The organism is Arthrobacter sp. 10T413_2, assembly GCF_056394205.1.
In genome coordinates, this window is record NZ_JBFTHK010000025.1 from 20,961 (window position 1) to 37,517 (window position 16,557).

18 protein-coding genes and 2 tRNA genes are annotated in these 16,557 nt (G+C 67.4%); 11 read left to right on the forward strand and 9 right to left on the reverse strand.

What is annotated here, in order from left to right; translation table 11 throughout:
• The first annotated feature begins 210 nt into the window (after window positions 1-210).
• The 4 genes from AC1DBQ_RS06555 (at window position 211) to AC1DBQ_RS06570 (ending at window position 3,442) form a co-directional block, all read left to right on the forward strand.
• A complete protein-coding gene (locus AC1DBQ_RS06555) occupies window positions 211-1,701 on the forward strand; it encodes a glyceraldehyde-3-phosphate dehydrogenase (RefSeq protein WP_476927739.1) in 1,491 nt (496 codons plus the stop codon).
• A 95-nt stretch (window positions 1,702-1,796) separates the two neighbouring features.
• Window positions 1,797-2,006: a hypothetical protein gene (locus tag AC1DBQ_RS06560; protein WP_476927740.1), complete on the forward strand. Its 210-nt coding sequence runs from the start codon at window positions 1,797-1,799 to the stop codon at window positions 2,004-2,006.
• A gap of 148 nt (window positions 2,007-2,154) precedes the next feature.
• Window positions 2,155-2,952 (forward strand): HNH endonuclease family protein, encoded by a 798-nt coding sequence (locus tag AC1DBQ_RS06565; RefSeq protein ID WP_476927741.1) that lies wholly within the window; start codon window positions 2,155-2,157, stop codon window positions 2,950-2,952.
• Window positions 2,953-3,088: 136 nt separating this feature from the next.
• Complete coding sequence (locus AC1DBQ_RS06570) at window positions 3,089-3,442, forward strand: hypothetical protein (protein ID WP_476927742.1); 354 nt, start codon at window positions 3,089-3,091, stop codon at window positions 3,440-3,442.
• Window positions 3,443-3,506: 64 nt separating this feature from the next.
• On the opposite strand, the gene AC1DBQ_RS06575 is transcribed toward AC1DBQ_RS06570, so the two are convergent.
• On the reverse strand, window positions 3,507-4,475 hold the full coding sequence (locus tag AC1DBQ_RS06575; RefSeq protein WP_476927743.1) for a 1-phosphofructokinase family hexose kinase: 969 nt from the start codon (window positions 4,473-4,475) through the stop codon (window positions 3,507-3,509).
• 127 nt (window positions 4,476-4,602) lie between these two features.
• Here AC1DBQ_RS06575 and ppk2 point away from each other — a divergent pair, with 127 nt between their 5' ends.
• Window positions 4,603-5,520, forward strand: coding sequence for a polyphosphate kinase 2 (gene ppk2, locus AC1DBQ_RS06580; RefSeq protein WP_476927744.1), 918 nt, complete (start codon window positions 4,603-4,605; stop codon window positions 5,518-5,520).
• A gap of 87 nt (window positions 5,521-5,607) precedes the next feature.
• Complete coding sequence (locus AC1DBQ_RS06585; RefSeq protein ID WP_476927745.1) at window positions 5,608-6,312, forward strand: alpha/beta fold hydrolase; 705 nt, start codon at window positions 5,608-5,610, stop codon at window positions 6,310-6,312.
• Window positions 6,313-6,357: 45 nt separating this feature from the next.
• Here AC1DBQ_RS06585 and def read toward each other — a convergent pair whose 3' ends face one another.
• From def to orn, 4 genes are all read right to left on the reverse strand, one after another.
• A complete protein-coding gene (gene def, locus AC1DBQ_RS06590; RefSeq protein ID WP_476927746.1) occupies window positions 6,358-6,930 on the reverse strand; it encodes a peptide deformylase in 573 nt (190 codons plus the stop codon).
• A 38-nt stretch (window positions 6,931-6,968) separates the two neighbouring features.
• Entirely contained in the window at window positions 6,969-8,123 is a 1,155-nt protein-coding gene (locus AC1DBQ_RS06595; protein WP_476927747.1) for an acyl-CoA dehydrogenase family protein, read from the reverse strand.
• A gap of 93 nt (window positions 8,124-8,216) precedes the next feature.
• Window positions 8,217-8,289, reverse strand: a tRNA-His gene (locus tag AC1DBQ_RS06600).
• A gap of 162 nt (window positions 8,290-8,451) precedes the next feature.
• Window positions 8,452-9,099 (reverse strand): oligoribonuclease, encoded by a 648-nt coding sequence (orn, locus tag AC1DBQ_RS06605; RefSeq protein ID WP_476927748.1) that lies wholly within the window; start codon window positions 9,097-9,099, stop codon window positions 8,452-8,454.
• A 158-nt stretch (window positions 9,100-9,257) separates the two neighbouring features.
• On the opposite strand from orn, the gene mptB reads away from it, so the two are divergent.
• Window positions 9,258-10,889 carry a polyprenol phosphomannose-dependent alpha 1,6 mannosyltransferase MptB gene (gene mptB, locus AC1DBQ_RS06610; RefSeq protein WP_476927749.1) on the forward strand — a complete coding sequence of 544 codons (1,632 nt, stop codon included), beginning with the start codon at window positions 9,258-9,260 and terminating at the stop codon, window positions 10,887-10,889.
• 20 nt (window positions 10,890-10,909) lie between these two features.
• On the opposite strand, the gene AC1DBQ_RS06615 is transcribed toward mptB, so the two are convergent.
• Entirely contained in the window at window positions 10,910-11,596 is a 687-nt protein-coding gene (locus AC1DBQ_RS06615; protein ID WP_476927750.1) for a DNA alkylation repair protein, read from the reverse strand.
• Between the two features lie 77 nt (window positions 11,597-11,673).
• Here AC1DBQ_RS06615 and map point away from each other — a divergent pair, with 77 nt between their 5' ends.
• Entirely contained in the window at window positions 11,674-12,441 is a 768-nt protein-coding gene (gene map / locus AC1DBQ_RS06620; protein ID WP_476927751.1) for a type I methionyl aminopeptidase, read from the forward strand.
• Between the two features lie 15 nt (window positions 12,442-12,456).
• Here map and AC1DBQ_RS06625 read toward each other — a convergent pair whose 3' ends face one another.
• Together AC1DBQ_RS06625 and AC1DBQ_RS06630 are read right to left on the reverse strand one after the other, a co-directional pair.
• Window positions 12,457-13,068, reverse strand: a complete 612-nt coding sequence (locus AC1DBQ_RS06625) for a GNAT family N-acetyltransferase (RefSeq protein WP_476927752.1) — start codon at window positions 13,066-13,068, stop codon at window positions 12,457-12,459.
• A gap of 25 nt (window positions 13,069-13,093) precedes the next feature.
• Window positions 13,094-13,606 carry a LapA family protein gene (locus AC1DBQ_RS06630; protein WP_476927753.1) on the reverse strand — a complete coding sequence of 171 codons (513 nt, stop codon included), beginning with the start codon at window positions 13,604-13,606 and terminating at the stop codon, window positions 13,094-13,096.
• 165 nt (window positions 13,607-13,771) lie between these two features.
• Here AC1DBQ_RS06630 and AC1DBQ_RS06635 point away from each other — a divergent pair, with 165 nt between their 5' ends.
• Window positions 13,772-14,788 (forward strand): magnesium and cobalt transport protein CorA, encoded by a 1,017-nt coding sequence (locus AC1DBQ_RS06635; protein ID WP_476927754.1) that lies wholly within the window; start codon window positions 13,772-13,774, stop codon window positions 14,786-14,788.
• Window positions 14,789-14,967: 179 nt separating this feature from the next.
• Here the strand turns inward: AC1DBQ_RS06635 and AC1DBQ_RS06640 are convergent.
• Window positions 14,968-15,040, reverse strand: a tRNA-Arg gene (locus AC1DBQ_RS06640).
• A 254-nt stretch (window positions 15,041-15,294) separates the two neighbouring features.
• Between AC1DBQ_RS06640 and AC1DBQ_RS06645 the strand changes: the two genes are divergently transcribed.
• A complete protein-coding gene (locus AC1DBQ_RS06645; protein ID WP_476927755.1) occupies window positions 15,295-15,855 on the forward strand; it encodes a single-stranded DNA-binding protein in 561 nt (186 codons plus the stop codon).
• Window positions 15,856-16,033: 178 nt separating this feature from the next.
• The coding region (locus AC1DBQ_RS06650) for an ATP-binding cassette domain-containing protein (protein WP_476927756.1) at window positions 16,034-16,557 on the forward strand (524 nt) is incomplete at its 3' end.

The window sequence follows — 16,557 nt, forward strand, 5'->3', positions numbered from 1 at the left end:
CACCGGAGGCCGCCGGGCCGCCCGTAGAATTGGTGGTGAACGTAGAAGTTCCGCCGCCGGGTCTGCGTTCGCAGCCGGCGGATTTTCTTTGCGTTCAGTGAGGCGCCCGGGGTGGACCGAATCCCCGGTGACGCTAAGGTACCGGACACCCTCCGGCGGCCGACTTCCCCATACGAGGACGTATGGGGTGGATTCTAGGAAGGTAGTTCTGTGAGCCAGACGTCAGATTCTTGTCTTGATACGTGGATGGGCCGTGAGGCGCTCGCCGAGGCCATGATCCCGGTGATCGGCCGGCTGTACCGCGAGAACAACGTGGTGACCTCGATCCACGGACGCAGCCTGATCAACAAGTCCACCATGAATATCCTCAAGGCACACCGTTTCGCCCGCCGGATGAGCAAGGAAGAACTGCGCCTCGAGGAAACGGCCCCGCTGCTGGAGGCCCTGACCAAGCTGGAGCTCGGCGCTGCAGCGATCGATATTGCCCGCCTCACCGAAAAGTACCGTGCAGAGGGCGACGGCGCCAGCCTGGACGATTTCCTGCGCGAGGAACTCGCTGAGATCGTCGGCAAGCGCGGCGGCGACGACCGCACCAGCACCGACGTCGTCCTTTACGGCTTCGGCCGCATCGGCCGGCTCCTGGCCCGCCTCCTGATCGAAAAGGCCGGTGGCGGMCACGGCCTGCGCCTGCGCGCCATCGTGGTGCGCCGCGGCTCGGACAACGACCTCGCCAAGCGCGCGAGCCTGCTGCGCCGCGACTCGGTCCACGGCTCCTTCGAGGGCACCATCAAGGTGGACCTCGAAAACSACACGATCACTGCCAACGGCGTCCAGATCCAGGTCATCTACTCGGACAACCCGGCCACGGTCGACTACGCCGCCTACGGCATTCACGATGCCCTGGTGGTGGACAACACGGGCCGCTGGCGCGACGCCGAGGGCCTGTCCCAGCACCTGCAGAGCACCGGCGTCTCCCGGGTCCTGCTGACCGCTCCGGGCAAGGGCGAGCTAAAGAACATCGTGCACGGCATCAACCACGGCACAATCACAGACTCGGACAAGATCGTCTCCGCGGCCTCCTGCACCACCAACGCCATCACCCCGGTCCTGAAGGCGATCAACGACCGCTACGGTGTGGTGCACGGGCACGTCGAGACCGTCCACTCCTTCACGAACGACCAGAACCTGATCGACAACTTCCACAAGGGCGACCGGCGCGGCCGCTCCGCCGCGCTGAACATGGTGATCAMCGAGACCGGCGCCGCCAAGGCCGTGGCAAAGGCCCTGCCGGAACTGCTGGGCAAGCTCACCGGCAGCTCCATCCGTGTCCCCACCCCCGACGTGTCCCTGGCCATCCTGAACCTGAGCCTGGAGAACGGCACCACCAAGGATGAGGTCAACGACTACCTGCGGGAAATGTCGCTGCACTCGGAGCTGCGCAAGCAGGTCGACTACATTGATTCGCCCGAGGTGGTCTCCACGGACTTCGTCGGCTCGCGCCGCGCAGGCATCGTCGACGGCCTGGCCACCATCTCCAACGACAAGAACCTGGTGCTCTACGTCTGGTACGACAACGAGTTCGGCTACTCCTGCCAGGTGGTCCGCGTCATGGAGGAAATGGCCGGCGTCAACCCGCCGTCGTTCCCCGCCAAGGACGCGKCCGCCATCCTCGAGGCCGCCGGACTCCCCGTCGAGGTCTAACCGGCCGGCAGAACCTCCGTCCCTGACCGGGACTCGTTCGCCCTTTCCCGGCCGATGTACTGGAATCGGCCGGGAAAGGGAACCACAATGGAGCCATGGAACAGAACCCGGCTATTGAGCACGAGACCACCCTGGAACACGCGCTGGACGTCGCGCGGAGCAACGCGAAGGAAGCGAAGCGGCTCCTGGACGACGCCGTCGCCAAGCGCCAGACGGGCGAAGTCAATGACGACCGGGTGAACCAGCTCCAGGATTTATTGGACCTCGCCAACGAGGACCTCAAACGGGTCACGCGCGAACAGTAACGCCCCGGCGCCTGCGCCACTAATTATGCGGGCGCCTGCGCCACTGGTCTTCACTACTGGTCCTCACCACTGGGGATAACCTGCCGGGTGTCCGAGCGCCCGCGTAGGCTCAGGGCATGCAGCCGGAACTTCGTCAGCGGCAGCCCCCATGACCGTCACCTGGATGGAGTTCCGCCGCGCCCGGCGCCGCTCCCGCCAGGCCTGGCTCCTCCTGGCCGCAACGGCCCTGACCGTCTTCGGCGGCCTGGCCTGGTTCTTCCTGGCCGGCCAGTTTTCCCTCGCGGAACCGCAGACCGCGGGTCCAAGCGAGGCCTCCGTGCTTGCGGGCGGGTGGATGAAGCCCGTGGAGTCCGTCCGGGCCGTCCCGGCCGGAAGCGCCGCCGCCGTGCTCGAGACACTCGCGGTCAAAGGCCGGTCGGCCAAGGATACCTATGACCGCAGTGCGTTCGGCCAGGCGTGGCTCGACGTCGACCGCAACGGCTGCGATACCCGCAACGACATCCTCCGCCGCGACCTGGAAGCCCCGGAATTCGTGAACGGCTCCCGGTGCCAGGTTGGCGGCGGCACCCTCCGGGAACCGTATACGGGCCACATGATCGCGTTCCAGCGGGGCGCCGAGACAAGCGCAGCCGTGCAGATTGACCACGTCGTGGCGCTCGGCGACGCCTGGCAAAAGGGGGCCCGGCAGCTCACAGCGCAACAGCGTGAACACCTGGCCAACGACCCCCTCAATCTGATCGCCGTCGACGGCCCCGCCAACCAGGACAAGAGTGCCTCCGACGCCGCCACCTGGCTGCCGCCGAACAAGGCCTTCCGCTGCCACTATGTTGCCCGCCAGATTTCCGTCAAGGCCGCCTACCGGCTGTGGGTCACGCCCGCGGAGAAGGAGGCAATGAAGCGGATCCTCGGATCCTGTCCGCAGCAGCAGACCATCGTTCCTCGTTGACCGCACCGTGTCCCTGTTGCCGTGCCCGGTAGTGCCATGCCCGGGACGTTGTCCTCTGGCCGCCCGGACACGGCCGCGGTGTGCTGGCAATCCGGCGCAGCAGCGCGGCGCTCAATGCGGGGGGAGAGGTACACGGATGAAGGCGACCAAGAGTCTGGCGTTTGGACGGATGGGGCTTCCGGACACAGGCTTCGGCAGGCTGGCGCTGCTACTGGCAGTGTTAGGACCGGTCCTGATAGTCGGCATCGGCTGGTTTGGCATTGTCCTGGGCGTGAACCTGGGCACGACAAATGAATATCACGCCCTGAACTCCGTCGGCTGGTTTGTCACGGTCATGGTTGCAGTGATCGCAGTGGTCCTGTGGACCGACCTGCTCTGGGGCCGCGAGGACTCCGCCGCCGTGGGCGTGGCCACAGTGCTCTATTCGATCCTGCTGATCATGCTCTTTCCCCTGGCGATAGAAGCCGCCAGCCAGACACCCCTCCTCTGACGCTTCAGGCCCCTACTCAGTGTCATCGGCTCCGTGTCGTCGGGACTGTCTCATTGGCTGCCGCCTACGGCGCGAATGCTTGGGCGGCGAGCTCGGACTCGAGACGTTCGACGTCGGCCCGGCTGCACAGCTCCGTGGCCGTCGTCGTTACGGTGGCGGTTCCTGCGGCGACCGCCGCCCGGAACGCGTCCTCGAGACTGCGGCCCTGCGCCATCCGGAGCACGAAGGCGGCCAGAAAACTGTCGCCCGCTCCGACGGTGCTGCGGACCTGCACGTGCGGCACCGCCAGGCGGAGGACGCCGGTCTGTGACGCAAGCACCGCTCCTTCACCACCGAGGGTCAGGGCGACGTGCTGCGATGACCCGTCCGCCACGAGCGAGGACGCGGCCTCAACCTGGCTCTCCTCGCTGTCCAGCGTCCTGCCGAAGTGTGCGCCGAGTTCCCGCCGGCTGGGCTTGACCAGGAAGACCCCCTCCGCCAGCGCCGCGGCGAGGGGCGCTCCGGAGGCGTCCACGATGCAGCGAGCCCCGCGCTCGTGCGCCAGGCGGGCCACCCGGGCGTAGAAGTCGTCCGGGACGCCCTTCGGCAGGCTTCCGCTCGCCACCACGTAGCCGCCTGCCGGGACGCATTCCGCGACCACAGCCAGGCACCCCCGCCACTCCGGCTCGCTGAGCTCGGGACCCTCAAGGACAAAACGGAACTGCTTGCCGGTGCTCGTCTCATCGACCGTGAAATTCTGGCGTGTGCTCCCGCTGATCGGCACCACCAGGGTGGGGATGCGTTCGGCTTCGACGAGCCGCCGGTACGCTTCGCCGGTCGGACCGCCGGCCGTGTAGGCCGCGACGGTCTGCCCTCCGAGCCGGTGCACCACGCGCGCCACGTTCACCCCGCCGCCGCCCGGGTCCAGCCGGCCGGTATGGCAGCGGAGCTTGTGCTCGCCGATGACCTGGTCGGTGACCGTGCTGGCATCAAGGGCCGGGTTCACGGTAAGCGTGAGGATTGGCAGCATCGCCGTCGGCGCGGGGGATTCCATGGCCCAAGCATAGGAGTTCCGGCCGGCACGGTTCCCGGGCTGGATGACTCTTGTCGCCGTTCTGCTGCCCGGCGGAGAATGGGCGCGGCAGGGTAAACCGCCACGCCGGAGCACGGGAACGGGAAACATGGCACATGACAGCGGCGGCGCAGGCAAGGGGCGCGACGGGCACAAAGACGGGCACAAAGACGGCCGCAAAGACGGTCATGGAAAGGGTTCCGGTCGCTCGGCGCGCAAACGCGCCCGGCTCGACGTCGGCCTCTACGAGGCTGAACTGTTGCGACTGCAGGCGGAGTTGGTCGCGCTGCAGGAGTGGGTGCGGAGCACCGGGGCGCGGGTCCTGGTGATTTTTGAGGGCCGGGACGCCGCCGGCAAGGGAAGTGCCATCAAGCGGGTGACCGAATACCTGAATCCGCGCTTTGCCCGGATCGTCGCCCTCCCGGCACCGACCGAGAGGCAGCGGGGGGAGTGGTATTTCCAACGGTACGTGACGCATCTGCCGGCCGCCGGTGAKATTGTCCTCATGGACCGGTCCTGGTACAACCGGGCCGGCGTCGAGCACGTCATGGGCTTCTGCACCCCCGCCGAACACAAGCGCTTCCTGGCGCAATGCCCGGTCTTTGAACGGCTCCTGGTCCAGGACGGCATCCTGGTCCTTAAGTACTGGTTCTCCATCAGCCACGCGGAGCAGGAGCGGCGGTTCAAATCCCGCCTGGACGACCCCATGCGGCAATGGAAGCTCTCGCCGATGGACCGGGAGGCAATCCTGCGCTGGGAGGACTACTCGCGGGCCAAGGACGAAATGTTCGTCCAGACGGACACGGCGGAGTCGCCCTGGTACGTGGTGGAAGCCGAGGACAAACGCCGGGCCCGGATCAACCTGATCGCCCACCTGCTCTCYAGCATCGACTACACCGAAGTGCGGACTGAACCGGTGACGCTGCCGGAACGGCCCCGCGCGATCAATTACACCCGGCCGCCCAGGGAACTCTTCCGCTACGTTCCGGACCACGCGGCCAACCTGGAAAACCCGGTCGACGACTGACCGGCCGGATCACTGTCCGGCCCGGGACACGCTGCCGGCCGTCTGGAGCCCGTGCCGCGGGTCCGTCCGGGCGGGTAGGGTACCGGCATGGATATCATTCTGGTTCCCGGATTCTGGCTGGATGCGTCGTCGTGGGCGGAGGTGACGCCCCCGCTGGTGGCCGCGGGGCACACCGTGCACGCGCTCACGCTGCCCGGGCTCGAGTCGGCAGACGCGCCGCGGGCGGGCATCGGCCTGCGCACCCACATCGACGCCGTCGTTGCAGCCATCGATGCCTTCGACGCGCGTGTGGTCCTGGTGGGGCATTCGGGCGGCGGCGCGATCATTCATGGCGCGGTGGACGCCCGGCCGGACCGGGTGGCCCGCGCCATCTATGTGGACAGCGGACCGCTGGGCGACGGCGGGGTCATCAACGACGAGCTCCCGGCCGACGGCGACGACGTTCCGCTGCCCCCGTGGGAACTCTTTGAGGACGAAGACCTCACCGACCTCACCGATGAGCTGCGGGCCATGTTCCGCGCCCGCGCCGTGCCGCAGCCGCGCGCTGTCGCCCAGGACCGGCAGCAGCTAAGTGACGATCGCCGCTATGAGGTCCCGGCCACCATCATCGCCTGCGAATTCCCGTCCTCGCTGCTGACCCGGATGATCGCCGAGGGCCACCCGTATGTGGCGGAGCTCGGCCGTGTCCGCGACGTCGAATACGTGGACCTGCCCACCGGGCACTGGCCGCAGTTCACCAGGCCCGCCGAGCTCGGCGCCGCCATCMTGGCCGCTGTCGACCGKACCGCCTGAACCCGACCTGACCTGACGGAAAATGCCGGCAGCCCGCCGGACGCGTCAGTGGCCGAACGGGTCCGGGTCAACCCCCGGCATCCAGGTCAGGCCGGGGACGCCCCAGCCGCTCCGTTTGGCCTGCTTCATGGCCTTGCGCGCATAGCGGTCGACCAGCCGATTGACGTAGAGCTTGCCGTCGAGGTGGTCGTACTCGTGCTGGATGACCCGGGCGAACCAGCCGGTCGCCTCGAATTCCACCGGCTTCCCGTCGCCGTCGAAGCCTTGGACGCGTGCCCATTCGGCCCGCTTGAGCGGATACTGGCCGCCCGGGAAGGACAKGCAGCCTTCCTCGTCCTCGTCCGGATCCKGCAGCSCGCCGGAGACCTTGGAGAGGGTCAGCACCGGGTTKACCACGACGCCGGTGGGCGGGGCGCCGTCGTCGTTCTCGTACTTGTACACGAAGAGCCGCTTGCCCACCCCCACCTGGGGAGCGGCCAGCCCGACGCCGTTGGCGGCGTCGTTGGTCTCGAACATGTCGGCGATCAGGGTGCGGAGCTCGTCGTCGAAGACGTCGACTTCCGCGGCCCGGCGGTGCAGCACGGGCTCGCCCCAGATCGTGATGGGCAGGACGGTCATGTCAGGTGATTCCTCGGGTGCTGGTGGCGACGTGCGGATCAGCCGGCGATGGTGCGGCCGACGACGTCGCGCATGATTTCGTTGGTGCCGCCGAAGATCGTCAGCAGCCGGGCGGCGAGGTAGGCCTGGGCCACCGGGTATTCCAGGATGTAGCCGTAGCCGCCGTGCAGCTGCAGGCACCGGTCCGTGACGGACTTGGCGCGCTCGGAAGCCCACAGCTTGGCGCGGGCAGCACCTGCGGCGTCGAGTTCGCCGGCATTGAAGGCCAGGATGGCCTGGTCCACATAGGCTTCGGTGACCTCGACCTCGGTGAGGATGTCGGCGAGTTGGAAGCGGCTGTTCTGGAAGTCGATGATCCGCTCGCCGAACGCGTTGCGCTCCTTCGTGTAGCGGACGGTCGCCTCATAGACGGATCGCACGACGGCGGAGCTCGCCACCGCGATCGCGAGGCGGCCCTGGGGGAGCTGTTCGGCCGCGTACTGCAGGCCCTTGCCCACCTCGCCCACCAGATCGGCGTGCGGGACGCGGACGTTGTCGAAGAACAGTTCCGCCGTGTCGGAGGCCTTCAGGCCCATTTTGTCCAGCTGCTTGCCGGTGTTGTAGCCCTCACCCTTCTGGACCATGAAGAGGGAGAACGAGTCGTGGTTGCCACGACCGGTCCCGCCGTCGGTGCGGGCCAGGACCAGGGAGGCGTCGCCGGAAATGCCGTTGCCGATGAACGTCTTCTGGCCGCTGATCAGCCAGTCGTCGCCGTCGCGGACGGCCTTGGCACGGACGCCGCGAAGGTCGGAGCCGGCGCCCGGCTCGGTCCAGGCAATCGAGGTGACCTTTTCGCCGGAGACCATGGCGKGCAGCCAGCGGGACTTGAGGTCATCGGAGCCGTAGGCCAGCAAGTGGGGGAGGACCATGTCGTCGTGCAGGTGGAACGCCAGGCCGACGGCGAGGTGGTTGCTCTTGGCGAACTCCTCGTCCAGCACCGCACGGAAGCGGTAGTCGTTCATGCCCATGCCGCCGAACTCCTCCGGCACGGCCAGGCCCAGCAGTCCCTGCTCGCCGGCCGCCGACCACAAGTCCCGGGACATCATGTGGTCCTTGTCCCACTGGGCATAGTGGGGGGCCACCGCGCGCGAATTGAACTCGGCAGCCATCTMGCGGAACATCTCGTGGTCTTCTTCAAAGAGCTTGCGCTTCACTGCGTTTCCTTCCAATACAGACAACAAAGGCCGCACCGGATAACCGGTGCGGCCTTTGGAAAAGGTCGGACAATCACTGCCGTCCTTCATGAGGGTGAGCGACGGGGGTTGAACCCGCGACCTCCTKGACCACAACCAGGCGCTCTGCCAACTGAGCTACGCCCACCATGTGCCGTATCAGGCCCTCCGGTGAACCGGCGGGCTGGAAAGGCAACGACAAATAGCTTACCTGTTGTTTGGGGGTGGTTTTGCCACTTTCGCGATTTTCGCCGAAATTTCCGCCAAACGTGGCGCAGATTACTTTTCTGCGCCACGGTCCCCGGTGCCGCTACTCGGCCGGGGCGGACTCCGCCGGGGTGCCCTCGGCAGAGCCGTCGCCCATGACGCGCTTGGCGATCCGTTGCGCCGTGGCGCTGTCCGGGCCGGGCGCGGGGACGAACACCGCCTCGCGGTAGTAGCGGAGTTCGTCGATGGAGTCTTTGATGTCGCCGAGCGCCCGGTGTCCGCCCATCTTGGCGGGKGACTGGAAGTAGGCCCGGGCAAACCAGCGGCGGGAGAGTTCCTTGATGGTGCTCACGTCGATGACCCGGTAGTGGAGGTGCTCCACCACCTCGGGCATGTCGCGGACCAGGAACACGCGGTCGGTGCCCACGGAGTTGCCGCCGAGCGGGGCCTTCCTGGGGTCCGGCACCCACTTCTTGATGTAGTCGAGCACGGCGGCCTGCGCTTCGGCCATGGTCTTGCCGTGCGGGAGCTCGGCCAGGAGGCCGGACCGGGTATGCATGTCCCGGACGAAGTCGTTCATCTGGGCCAGCGCGGCGTCGTCGGGCTTGATGACGACGTCGACGCCGTCACCCAGGATGTTTAGCTCCGAATCGGTCACCAGGGCGGCGACCTCGATCAGGGCGTCGTTCTTGGTGTCCAGGCCGGTCATTTCGCAGTCGATCCAGACGATGCGTTCGTTAGTTATAGGCACCCGCCCAGCCTACCGTTCCGACGTCACAGGGCCGTCCGGTGCTAGGATTTCGGGTACGCGGCCGTCGAAGTATTTCGTCAAGCCGGCGCGCCCCGGGCTGGACAATTCGGCCGACTGCGGGCGGAAAAGTGKCCCACGACAGATTGGACGATCCTGACATGACGGCGCCTGTGCCTGCGGCGGGGGAAACGGCTGCCGGTACGTCCCGCCCGACTGACTCCCGTCCGACTGAGACCCGCGAGGCCGGGTCCCGCCCCGCCGACCTCCGCCCGGCTGGCGTCCGCCCCGGTGCCGTCGACGACGTTGACAATCCCCGGTCCCCGATCTTTGCCGGGTTCCTCGGATCGCTGTTCATGGCGATCGGTTCAATCGGCGTCGGCTGGCTCGCCCCCGTGTCCGGGCTCCGCCGCGTTCCGCTGTTCATCTGGATGCGCACCGAAGCCATCGGCGTCGCCCTGTCCATCGTCCTGCTGGCCTTCGGCGGCATGCTCCTGGTCCGTGCGTGGCTGCGGCTGGGCCAGCGCGTCCGGGTCTGGGGGCCGGGCGCCCGCAAKGCCACGCTCCAGGCGACCGTGGCGTGGGGCCTGCCGCTGATGTTCTCCGTGCCGCTCTTCAGCCGGGACGTCTACGCCTACATCGGCCAGGGCCGGCTCATGGTGGAGGGATTCAACCCGTACGAAAACGGCATTTCGGCGCTGTCCAACTACTTCCAGCTGGGCGCGGACAAGATGTGGACCGAGGCGCCCGTTCCGTACGGCCAGCTCTTCCTGTGGATCGAGCAGTTCGTGGTCTGGGCCACCAACGTGAACCCCGAGGGCAGCATCATGCTCTTCCGGATGGCCGCGCTGGTGGGCATCGTCCTGTGCGTGATCTACGTGCCGAAACTGGCCGAACTCCATGGGGTGAACCCGAACCGGGCCCTGTGGCTGACGGCCGCCAACCCGCTGTTCCTCACCAACTTCATCGCCAGCGTGCACAACGACGCCCTCATGATCGGGCTGGCCCTGGCCGGCCTGTATTACTGCGCCACGCGCCGGGTCATCCGCGGAATCGTGCTGGTCACGCTCTCCATCGCGGTGAAGCCCATCACGATCGTCTTCCTGCCGTTCATCGGCCTGCTCTGGGCGGGAAAGAACGCCAGCTGGCCGCGCAAGTTCCTCTTCTGGGGCCTCACGGCCGGCATCAGCCTAACCCTGCTGTACCTCATGAGCCGGGTCAACGGCTTTGGCTTCGGCTGGATCAACGGTCTGTCCGCCCCGGGCAGCATCTGGATCTGGTACGCGCCCGTGGGCCTGATGGGCCTGGTCGTCGCCTCCATCTCCAACGCGTTCGGCCTGGACGGCTGGGGACTGGCCAAGTGGGCGTTCGACGCCGGCAAGCTGGTCGCCGTCGGGATCGTCGCCTGGCAGATCTTCCGCGGTGACTACGACCGTCTGATGCGCCGTCTCACCCTGGCGTTCGCCGCCGTCGTGCTCCTGTCCCCGATGATCCAGTCCTGGTACATCGTCTGGCTGATCCCGCTGTTCGCGGTCACGGGCATCCGCGACGACTGKCAGGTCAAGGCGCTCTACTTCATCGTGTCCTTCTTCATGGTGTACGCGATCTCGGACCAGCTGGACGTCTTCCCGTACCTGCAGACCGCCGACCTCGGCCTGGCCCTGGCGCTGGCCCGCAACGCCGCGGCCATTATCGCCCTGCTCTTTGCGCTGTACCTGATCTTCCTGGACCCGAAGACCAAGCTGCTGTTCAGCAAGTCGGACGAGCCCGTCACCACACGGCCGATCATCTAGGCCTGTTTGTCCGGGCCGGATCAGCCGGGCGGCAGGTTCTTCAGCGCTTCCCTGCGGGAGAGCGGACTGAGCCCGTCCCTGTGTTGCTGCACAAACGCCACCACCCAGTCCGTGTCCGTCCTGGYGTACTGGCGCAGCGCCCACCCGATCGCCTTCCGGATGAAGAACTCCTGATCGCCCAGGTTGGCCTCKATCACGGCGGCCAGGAGGGCCGTGTCCGTGGCGGCCTTCGCCCCGAGCTGCGCCGTGATGGAGGCCCGCCGGATCCAGAAGTCCTCATCCTTGCTCCAGCGCCCMAGGACCGGCGTCAGTTCTGCGCGGTGCGCCTGCAAGAGCCCGCCCAGCCGGTGCGCCACCCCGTCCACCAGGTCCCACCAGGCTCCGGTGCGGATGATTTCCTCGTACACGGCCAGCATGCCGAGCTCCCGGGCCGCGAGTTTCAGCCCGGTGAGTTCGATCGCCGCGTAGCGTTCCTMACGACAGCCGGAGTCCCGCCACAGTTCGAGCACTGCGGACTGCAATTCCGCGATGCTGCCCGGAGGATGCTCGGCGGCCGCGGCCTTGACGATTCTGCGGACTTCGGGAACCCGCACKCCCAGGAACGGCATCTGCGACTTCATATAGGCCTGTGCCCCGGCGGCGCGGCCGGGATCGGCTGCAGCCTGCAGCCGGCCGCGGATCGCATCAATCAGTTCGGTGGTGGCCATGAAGCCACTGTAGACATCCTGCGGCGGGCTTTAGAGTTGAAGCCAGCAAGCCGCGGATCCGCGTCGGAAGGAAATCCATGTCCATGATCAAGAGCCCCGAAGAGATCGCCCTGATGCGCGAGGCCGGCCGGGTGGTCGCCACCACGCTGGGCCGGGTCCGGGACGCCGCCGCCGTCGGTGTCTCGCTCAAGGAGCTGGACGAGGTCGCCGCGGCGTCCATCGCCGACGCCGGTGCCACGCCGGCGTTCCTGAACTACCGGCCCCGGTGGGCATCGGTCCCGTTTCCCGGGGTCATTTGCACGAGCGTCAATGATGCCGTCGTGCACGGCATTCCCAACGGCTACCGGCTGCAGGACGGGGATCTGCTGAGCGTGGACTGTGGCGCGTTCCTGGACGGCTGGTGCGGCGATGCCGCCGTCAGCTTCGTCGTCGGCACGGCGGCCCCGGCGGACCAGGCCCTCATCGACGCCACGGACGCCGCCCTGGCCCGGGGGATCGAGGCTGCCCGGATCGGGAACAAGATGGGCGATCTGGGCTACGCGATCGGCGGGGAAGCGCGCCGGGCGGGCTACGGGCTCCTTGCCGACCACGGCGGCCACGGGATCGGCCGGACCATGCACGCCGAGCCGCACGTGCCCAACGACGGCCGGCCCGGCCGCGGCATCAAACTCACCGAGGGCCTTGTGATCGCCATTGAGCCGATGCTCCTTCTCGGGCGCAAGGACGACTACTACCATGACGAGGACRAGTGGACCCTCCGCTCCGCGAACGGGCGCCGMGCCGCGCACAGCGAGCACACGGTTGCCATCACGAAGGACGGCCCGGTCATCCTGACGCTGCCGTAGTGGCAGCCGGAGCTGTCAGGGCGCCGTGAGGCGGACGACGGCGCGTCCCGGCACCGCGTCGCTGACCACTTCGAAGCCTGCGGCCAGGAAGAGCCTCAACGTGCCGTGGTAGAGGTCTGCCGGGCCGGCCTTGGGCCGCTGCGCGGGGTCGACCGGATAGCCTTCCACCACCATTGCGCCGTGGGCAAAGGCGTGCTCGACGGCGGCCGCGAGCAGCGCCCCAGCCACGCCGGTCCGGCKCTGGCCGGAGGAGACAACAAAACAACTCACGGACCACACCGGATTCCCGCCATGATCCCGGGCCACGGCAGACCCCGCCGCCGTCAAGACCTTCGAGCGGACGATCCTGGGATAGCACCCGCGGGCCTCGACGGCGCACCAGCCCACCGGGTTCCCGCCGCGGAAGGCGAGCACCCCCGGGGCCGGGCCGCCGCCGTCGAACTTGTCCCGCAACTGGACTTTCCGCTGCGCGGGGGTGGACGAGGACCACTGCGTTCCGGTGAGGGCGAAGAACCGGCACCAGCAGCGCGACGGTTCGCCGCGGCCCCCAAAGAGGCGCTCGACGTCGGGCCAGTCCGCCGCCGCGGTGGTGATGGCTTCCGGCTCCCGGGGTTCTGCTCCGCCCATGGAAACAGGCTAGCCCCCGCCGGCGTCAGCGCGTGCGCGCGCCGGCGCCGGACTGACGGCCGGTACGCTGACGATGCGCGGCCAGGCGCAGTTGGATGATGCGGGCGGCTCCCGCGATCGCGACCAGCACGCCGCCGCCGACGGCTGCGATGAACAGTGCAATGCCCAGCGGGACCGAGCCTGTGAGGCCAAAGAACTTGACCTGCACATATTCCTGGTTCTGCAGGATGAAGGCGATGAGCAGGATCAGCACCACCAGCGCGCAGGCAACCGCGGCCCAGACCATTCCCGCACGGGTGACCTGGCGTGCTTCCGGTGCAGGAACCGGTGTTCCGGGCGTCTCTGCCCGGGGCGTTTCCACGCCCGTCGCCGCGGCCGGGGCAGCCGGAGCCGGGGAAACAAGGTCCGGGCCGGCCTGGGTTCCGGTGTTGGCGCCTTCCTCGGCGGATCCGGACGTGTGGTCAGCGGCCCTCGGGTACTGGGTGGTCGGGGCGTCGTAGGAATCGTTGGGATCAAATCCGCGGGGTGTCTGGGTCATGGCGGCCGTGCCTTTCGGTTGCGGGCAGGGAGCACAGGCGATCCCTGGTGCCCTGCCTGTCCCCTCAATACTAAGCGTGCTGATGGCTGATGGCGGGTTGTTGGCACCGGGCCGGGCACGGTATAACGTCACCCCCAAAGGAAGCCTTGAAGAGGAGGCGCGGCCGTGACAATCATTGACAACGCTGTTTATGTGGACGGTCGCCGGACCGCCGACCCGGAAGATCTCGAGGAGACGTATTTCCTTCTGCGGCAGCGCCAGGGTATGGCGTGGATCGGGCTCTACCGGCCCGAACCTGACGAGCTGCGATCGGTGGCCGAGGAATTCGACCTGAGCCACCTGGCCGTGGAGGACGCGCTCGCCGGCCACCAGCGGGCGAAGCTGGAGCACTACKGCGAAACCCTGTTCCTGGTTCTGCGGCCGGCCCGGTATCTGGATGATGTGGAGAAGGTCGAGTTCGGCGAGATCCATGTCTTCGCCGGCCCGGACTTCGTCGTTACCGTCCGCCGTGCCGAGTCGCCGGATCTGGCCCGGGTGCGCCGGCGCATGGAGTCCGAGCCGGACTTCCTGGCGCTTGGACCGGATGCGGTGCTGTACGCGATCGTGGACCAGGTGGTGGACGAGTACGAGCCGGTGGCCGCCGGGCTGGAAAACGACATMGATGAAATCGAAGATKATCTGTTCGCAGCCGATCCCGGCGTGTCACGCAGGATCTATGAGCTCTCCCGCCAGGTCATCGGGTTCCAGCGCGCCACAGCCCCTCTTGCCGGAATCCTGCAGACGCTCATGGCCGGCGGACCGGACGGGGTGCCGGATCCCGAACTGCAGGACCACTTCCGCGATGYCCTGGACCATGCCCTCAGGCTCGGGGAACGGGTGGCAGCGTTCCGTGCGCTGCTGCAGAATGCGCTGGCCGTCAACGCCGCGCTCGTGGCACAACGGCAAAACGATGAAATGCGCCTCCTGACGGAGTCGAGCTTCGCCCAGAACGAGCAGGTCAAGCGGATTTCGTCGTGGGCTGCGATCCTGTTCGCCCCGACGCTGATCGCGTCAATCTACGGCATGAACTTCCGCCTCATGCCCGAGCTCGACTGGTTCTTCGGCTATCCGATGGCACTCGGGCTCATGGTGGGCATGGGCTTGATCCTGTACCTGGCGTTCAAACACAACAAGTGGATCTGACGCCCCGGCGCAGCCGGATGGGGAATCCCAGCCGGATGGGGAACGCAGCCGGATGGGGAATCGCAGCCGGCTGCGGGGAGTGTGGCGGCGATGTGCGGTGGCGGTTTACTGCGGTGGCGGCCAGGTCCCTGATGGGGCCCTGGGCTGCGGAAGTCCGCAGCCCAGAGCCGCACTCCTTGTGCCCCAGGAGGGAATCGAACCCCCGACCGGCGGATTAGAAGGCCGCTGCTCTATCCCCTGAGCTACTGGGGCACGCTGGCTGCCCGCCGGCTGCTGCCGGGGACGCCTCAAAAAGTTTACAGTGCCGGACGGCCGCCGACGGTCAACGCCGGCCTCCGGCTTGTCGGTAGTCCGGGCCGCCCGCCAACTCCTCCCCAACACCTCCCCGGTACGGCTGCCGGCGGCTGGTTTTCCACATGGCACAGCCTGGCCCTCCCCGGCGACCGTCCAGCGCAGGATGCTGGAACTRCCCGCCAGGGCACGACAATTCGAGACAGGACATGAGAATGAGTGACAACATTACGGTCCGCGGCTTCGTGGCCACGGAGATCAGAAGTTCGACCACCCCCGGTGGCGTGGCCACGGCGTCCTTTCGGCTMGGCGCCACCGACCGCCGTTACGATCGCGCGACCAGCACCTGGGTGGACGGCAACACCAACTGGTTCACCGTCCAGGGCTACCGGCAACTGGCCGGCAACCTGGGCTGCAGCGTCAAGAAGGGCCAGCGGGTCATCGTCGTTGGCAGGCTAAAGATGAGGAGTTGGGAAAGAGACGGCCGGATTTACCACGCCGCAGAAATTGACGCCGAGTCCGTTGGCCACGACCTCATGTGGGGATCCGCCAACTTCACGCGCACGGCCGGAGCCGGAACCCAGGCGGCCGCCGGGCCCGGCGCACCTGGCGCACCCGGGGACGGCGACGGCGGCCCAACACCGACGGAGTCCGGCGATGCCGACGGAAACAGCGGCGGCGGCCCCGACCACGACGCGACGTACATCGATGACGCGACCGGTGAAGAAGAGGAAGTGGACCAGGAAACCGGCGAACTGAAAGGGGCCGCGGCCTGAATCCCCGCAAGACGCCGGCGGCGAGCCCGGAAGCGACGATATCCGCGCGTCCCTGATTGGCGCCGGGATTCCGGGCGGCGCCGTCCAATGCCCGCCTGCGTCCTCCATCGTCGTCAAAGGACTGATTGGGGGCGTCCGGAATGTGAGTTATCCCGGCCGAGCCACTAGATTTGTAGGCATGGCGGAATTTATCTACACAATGACCAAGGCCCGTAAGGCTGTCGGCGAAAAACTCATCCTCGATGACGTAAGCATGTCCTTCTTCCCGGGGGCCAAGATTGGCGTTGTCGGCCCGAATGGTGCCGGTAAGTCCACCATTCTMAAGATCATGGCAGGCCTGGACACTCCCTCCAACGGCGAGGCCCGGCTCAGCCCCGGCTACACGGTCGGCATCCTGCTGCAGGAGCCGCCGCTGAATRAAGACAAGACCGTCCTGGGCAACGTCCAGGAAGGCGTCGGTGAAATCTACGGCAAGATCCAGCGCTTCAACGAGATCTMCGAGGAAATGGCCAGCCCCGACGCTGACTACGACGCCCTCCTCGAAGAAATGGGTCAGCTGCAGGAAGCGATTGACGCCGCCGACGCCTGGGACATCGATTCCCAGCTGGAACAGGCCATGGACGCCCTGCGCTGCCCGCCGGCCGACGCCGATGTCACCCTCCTCTCCGGTGGTGAGCGCCGCCGCGTCGCCCTCTGCAAGCT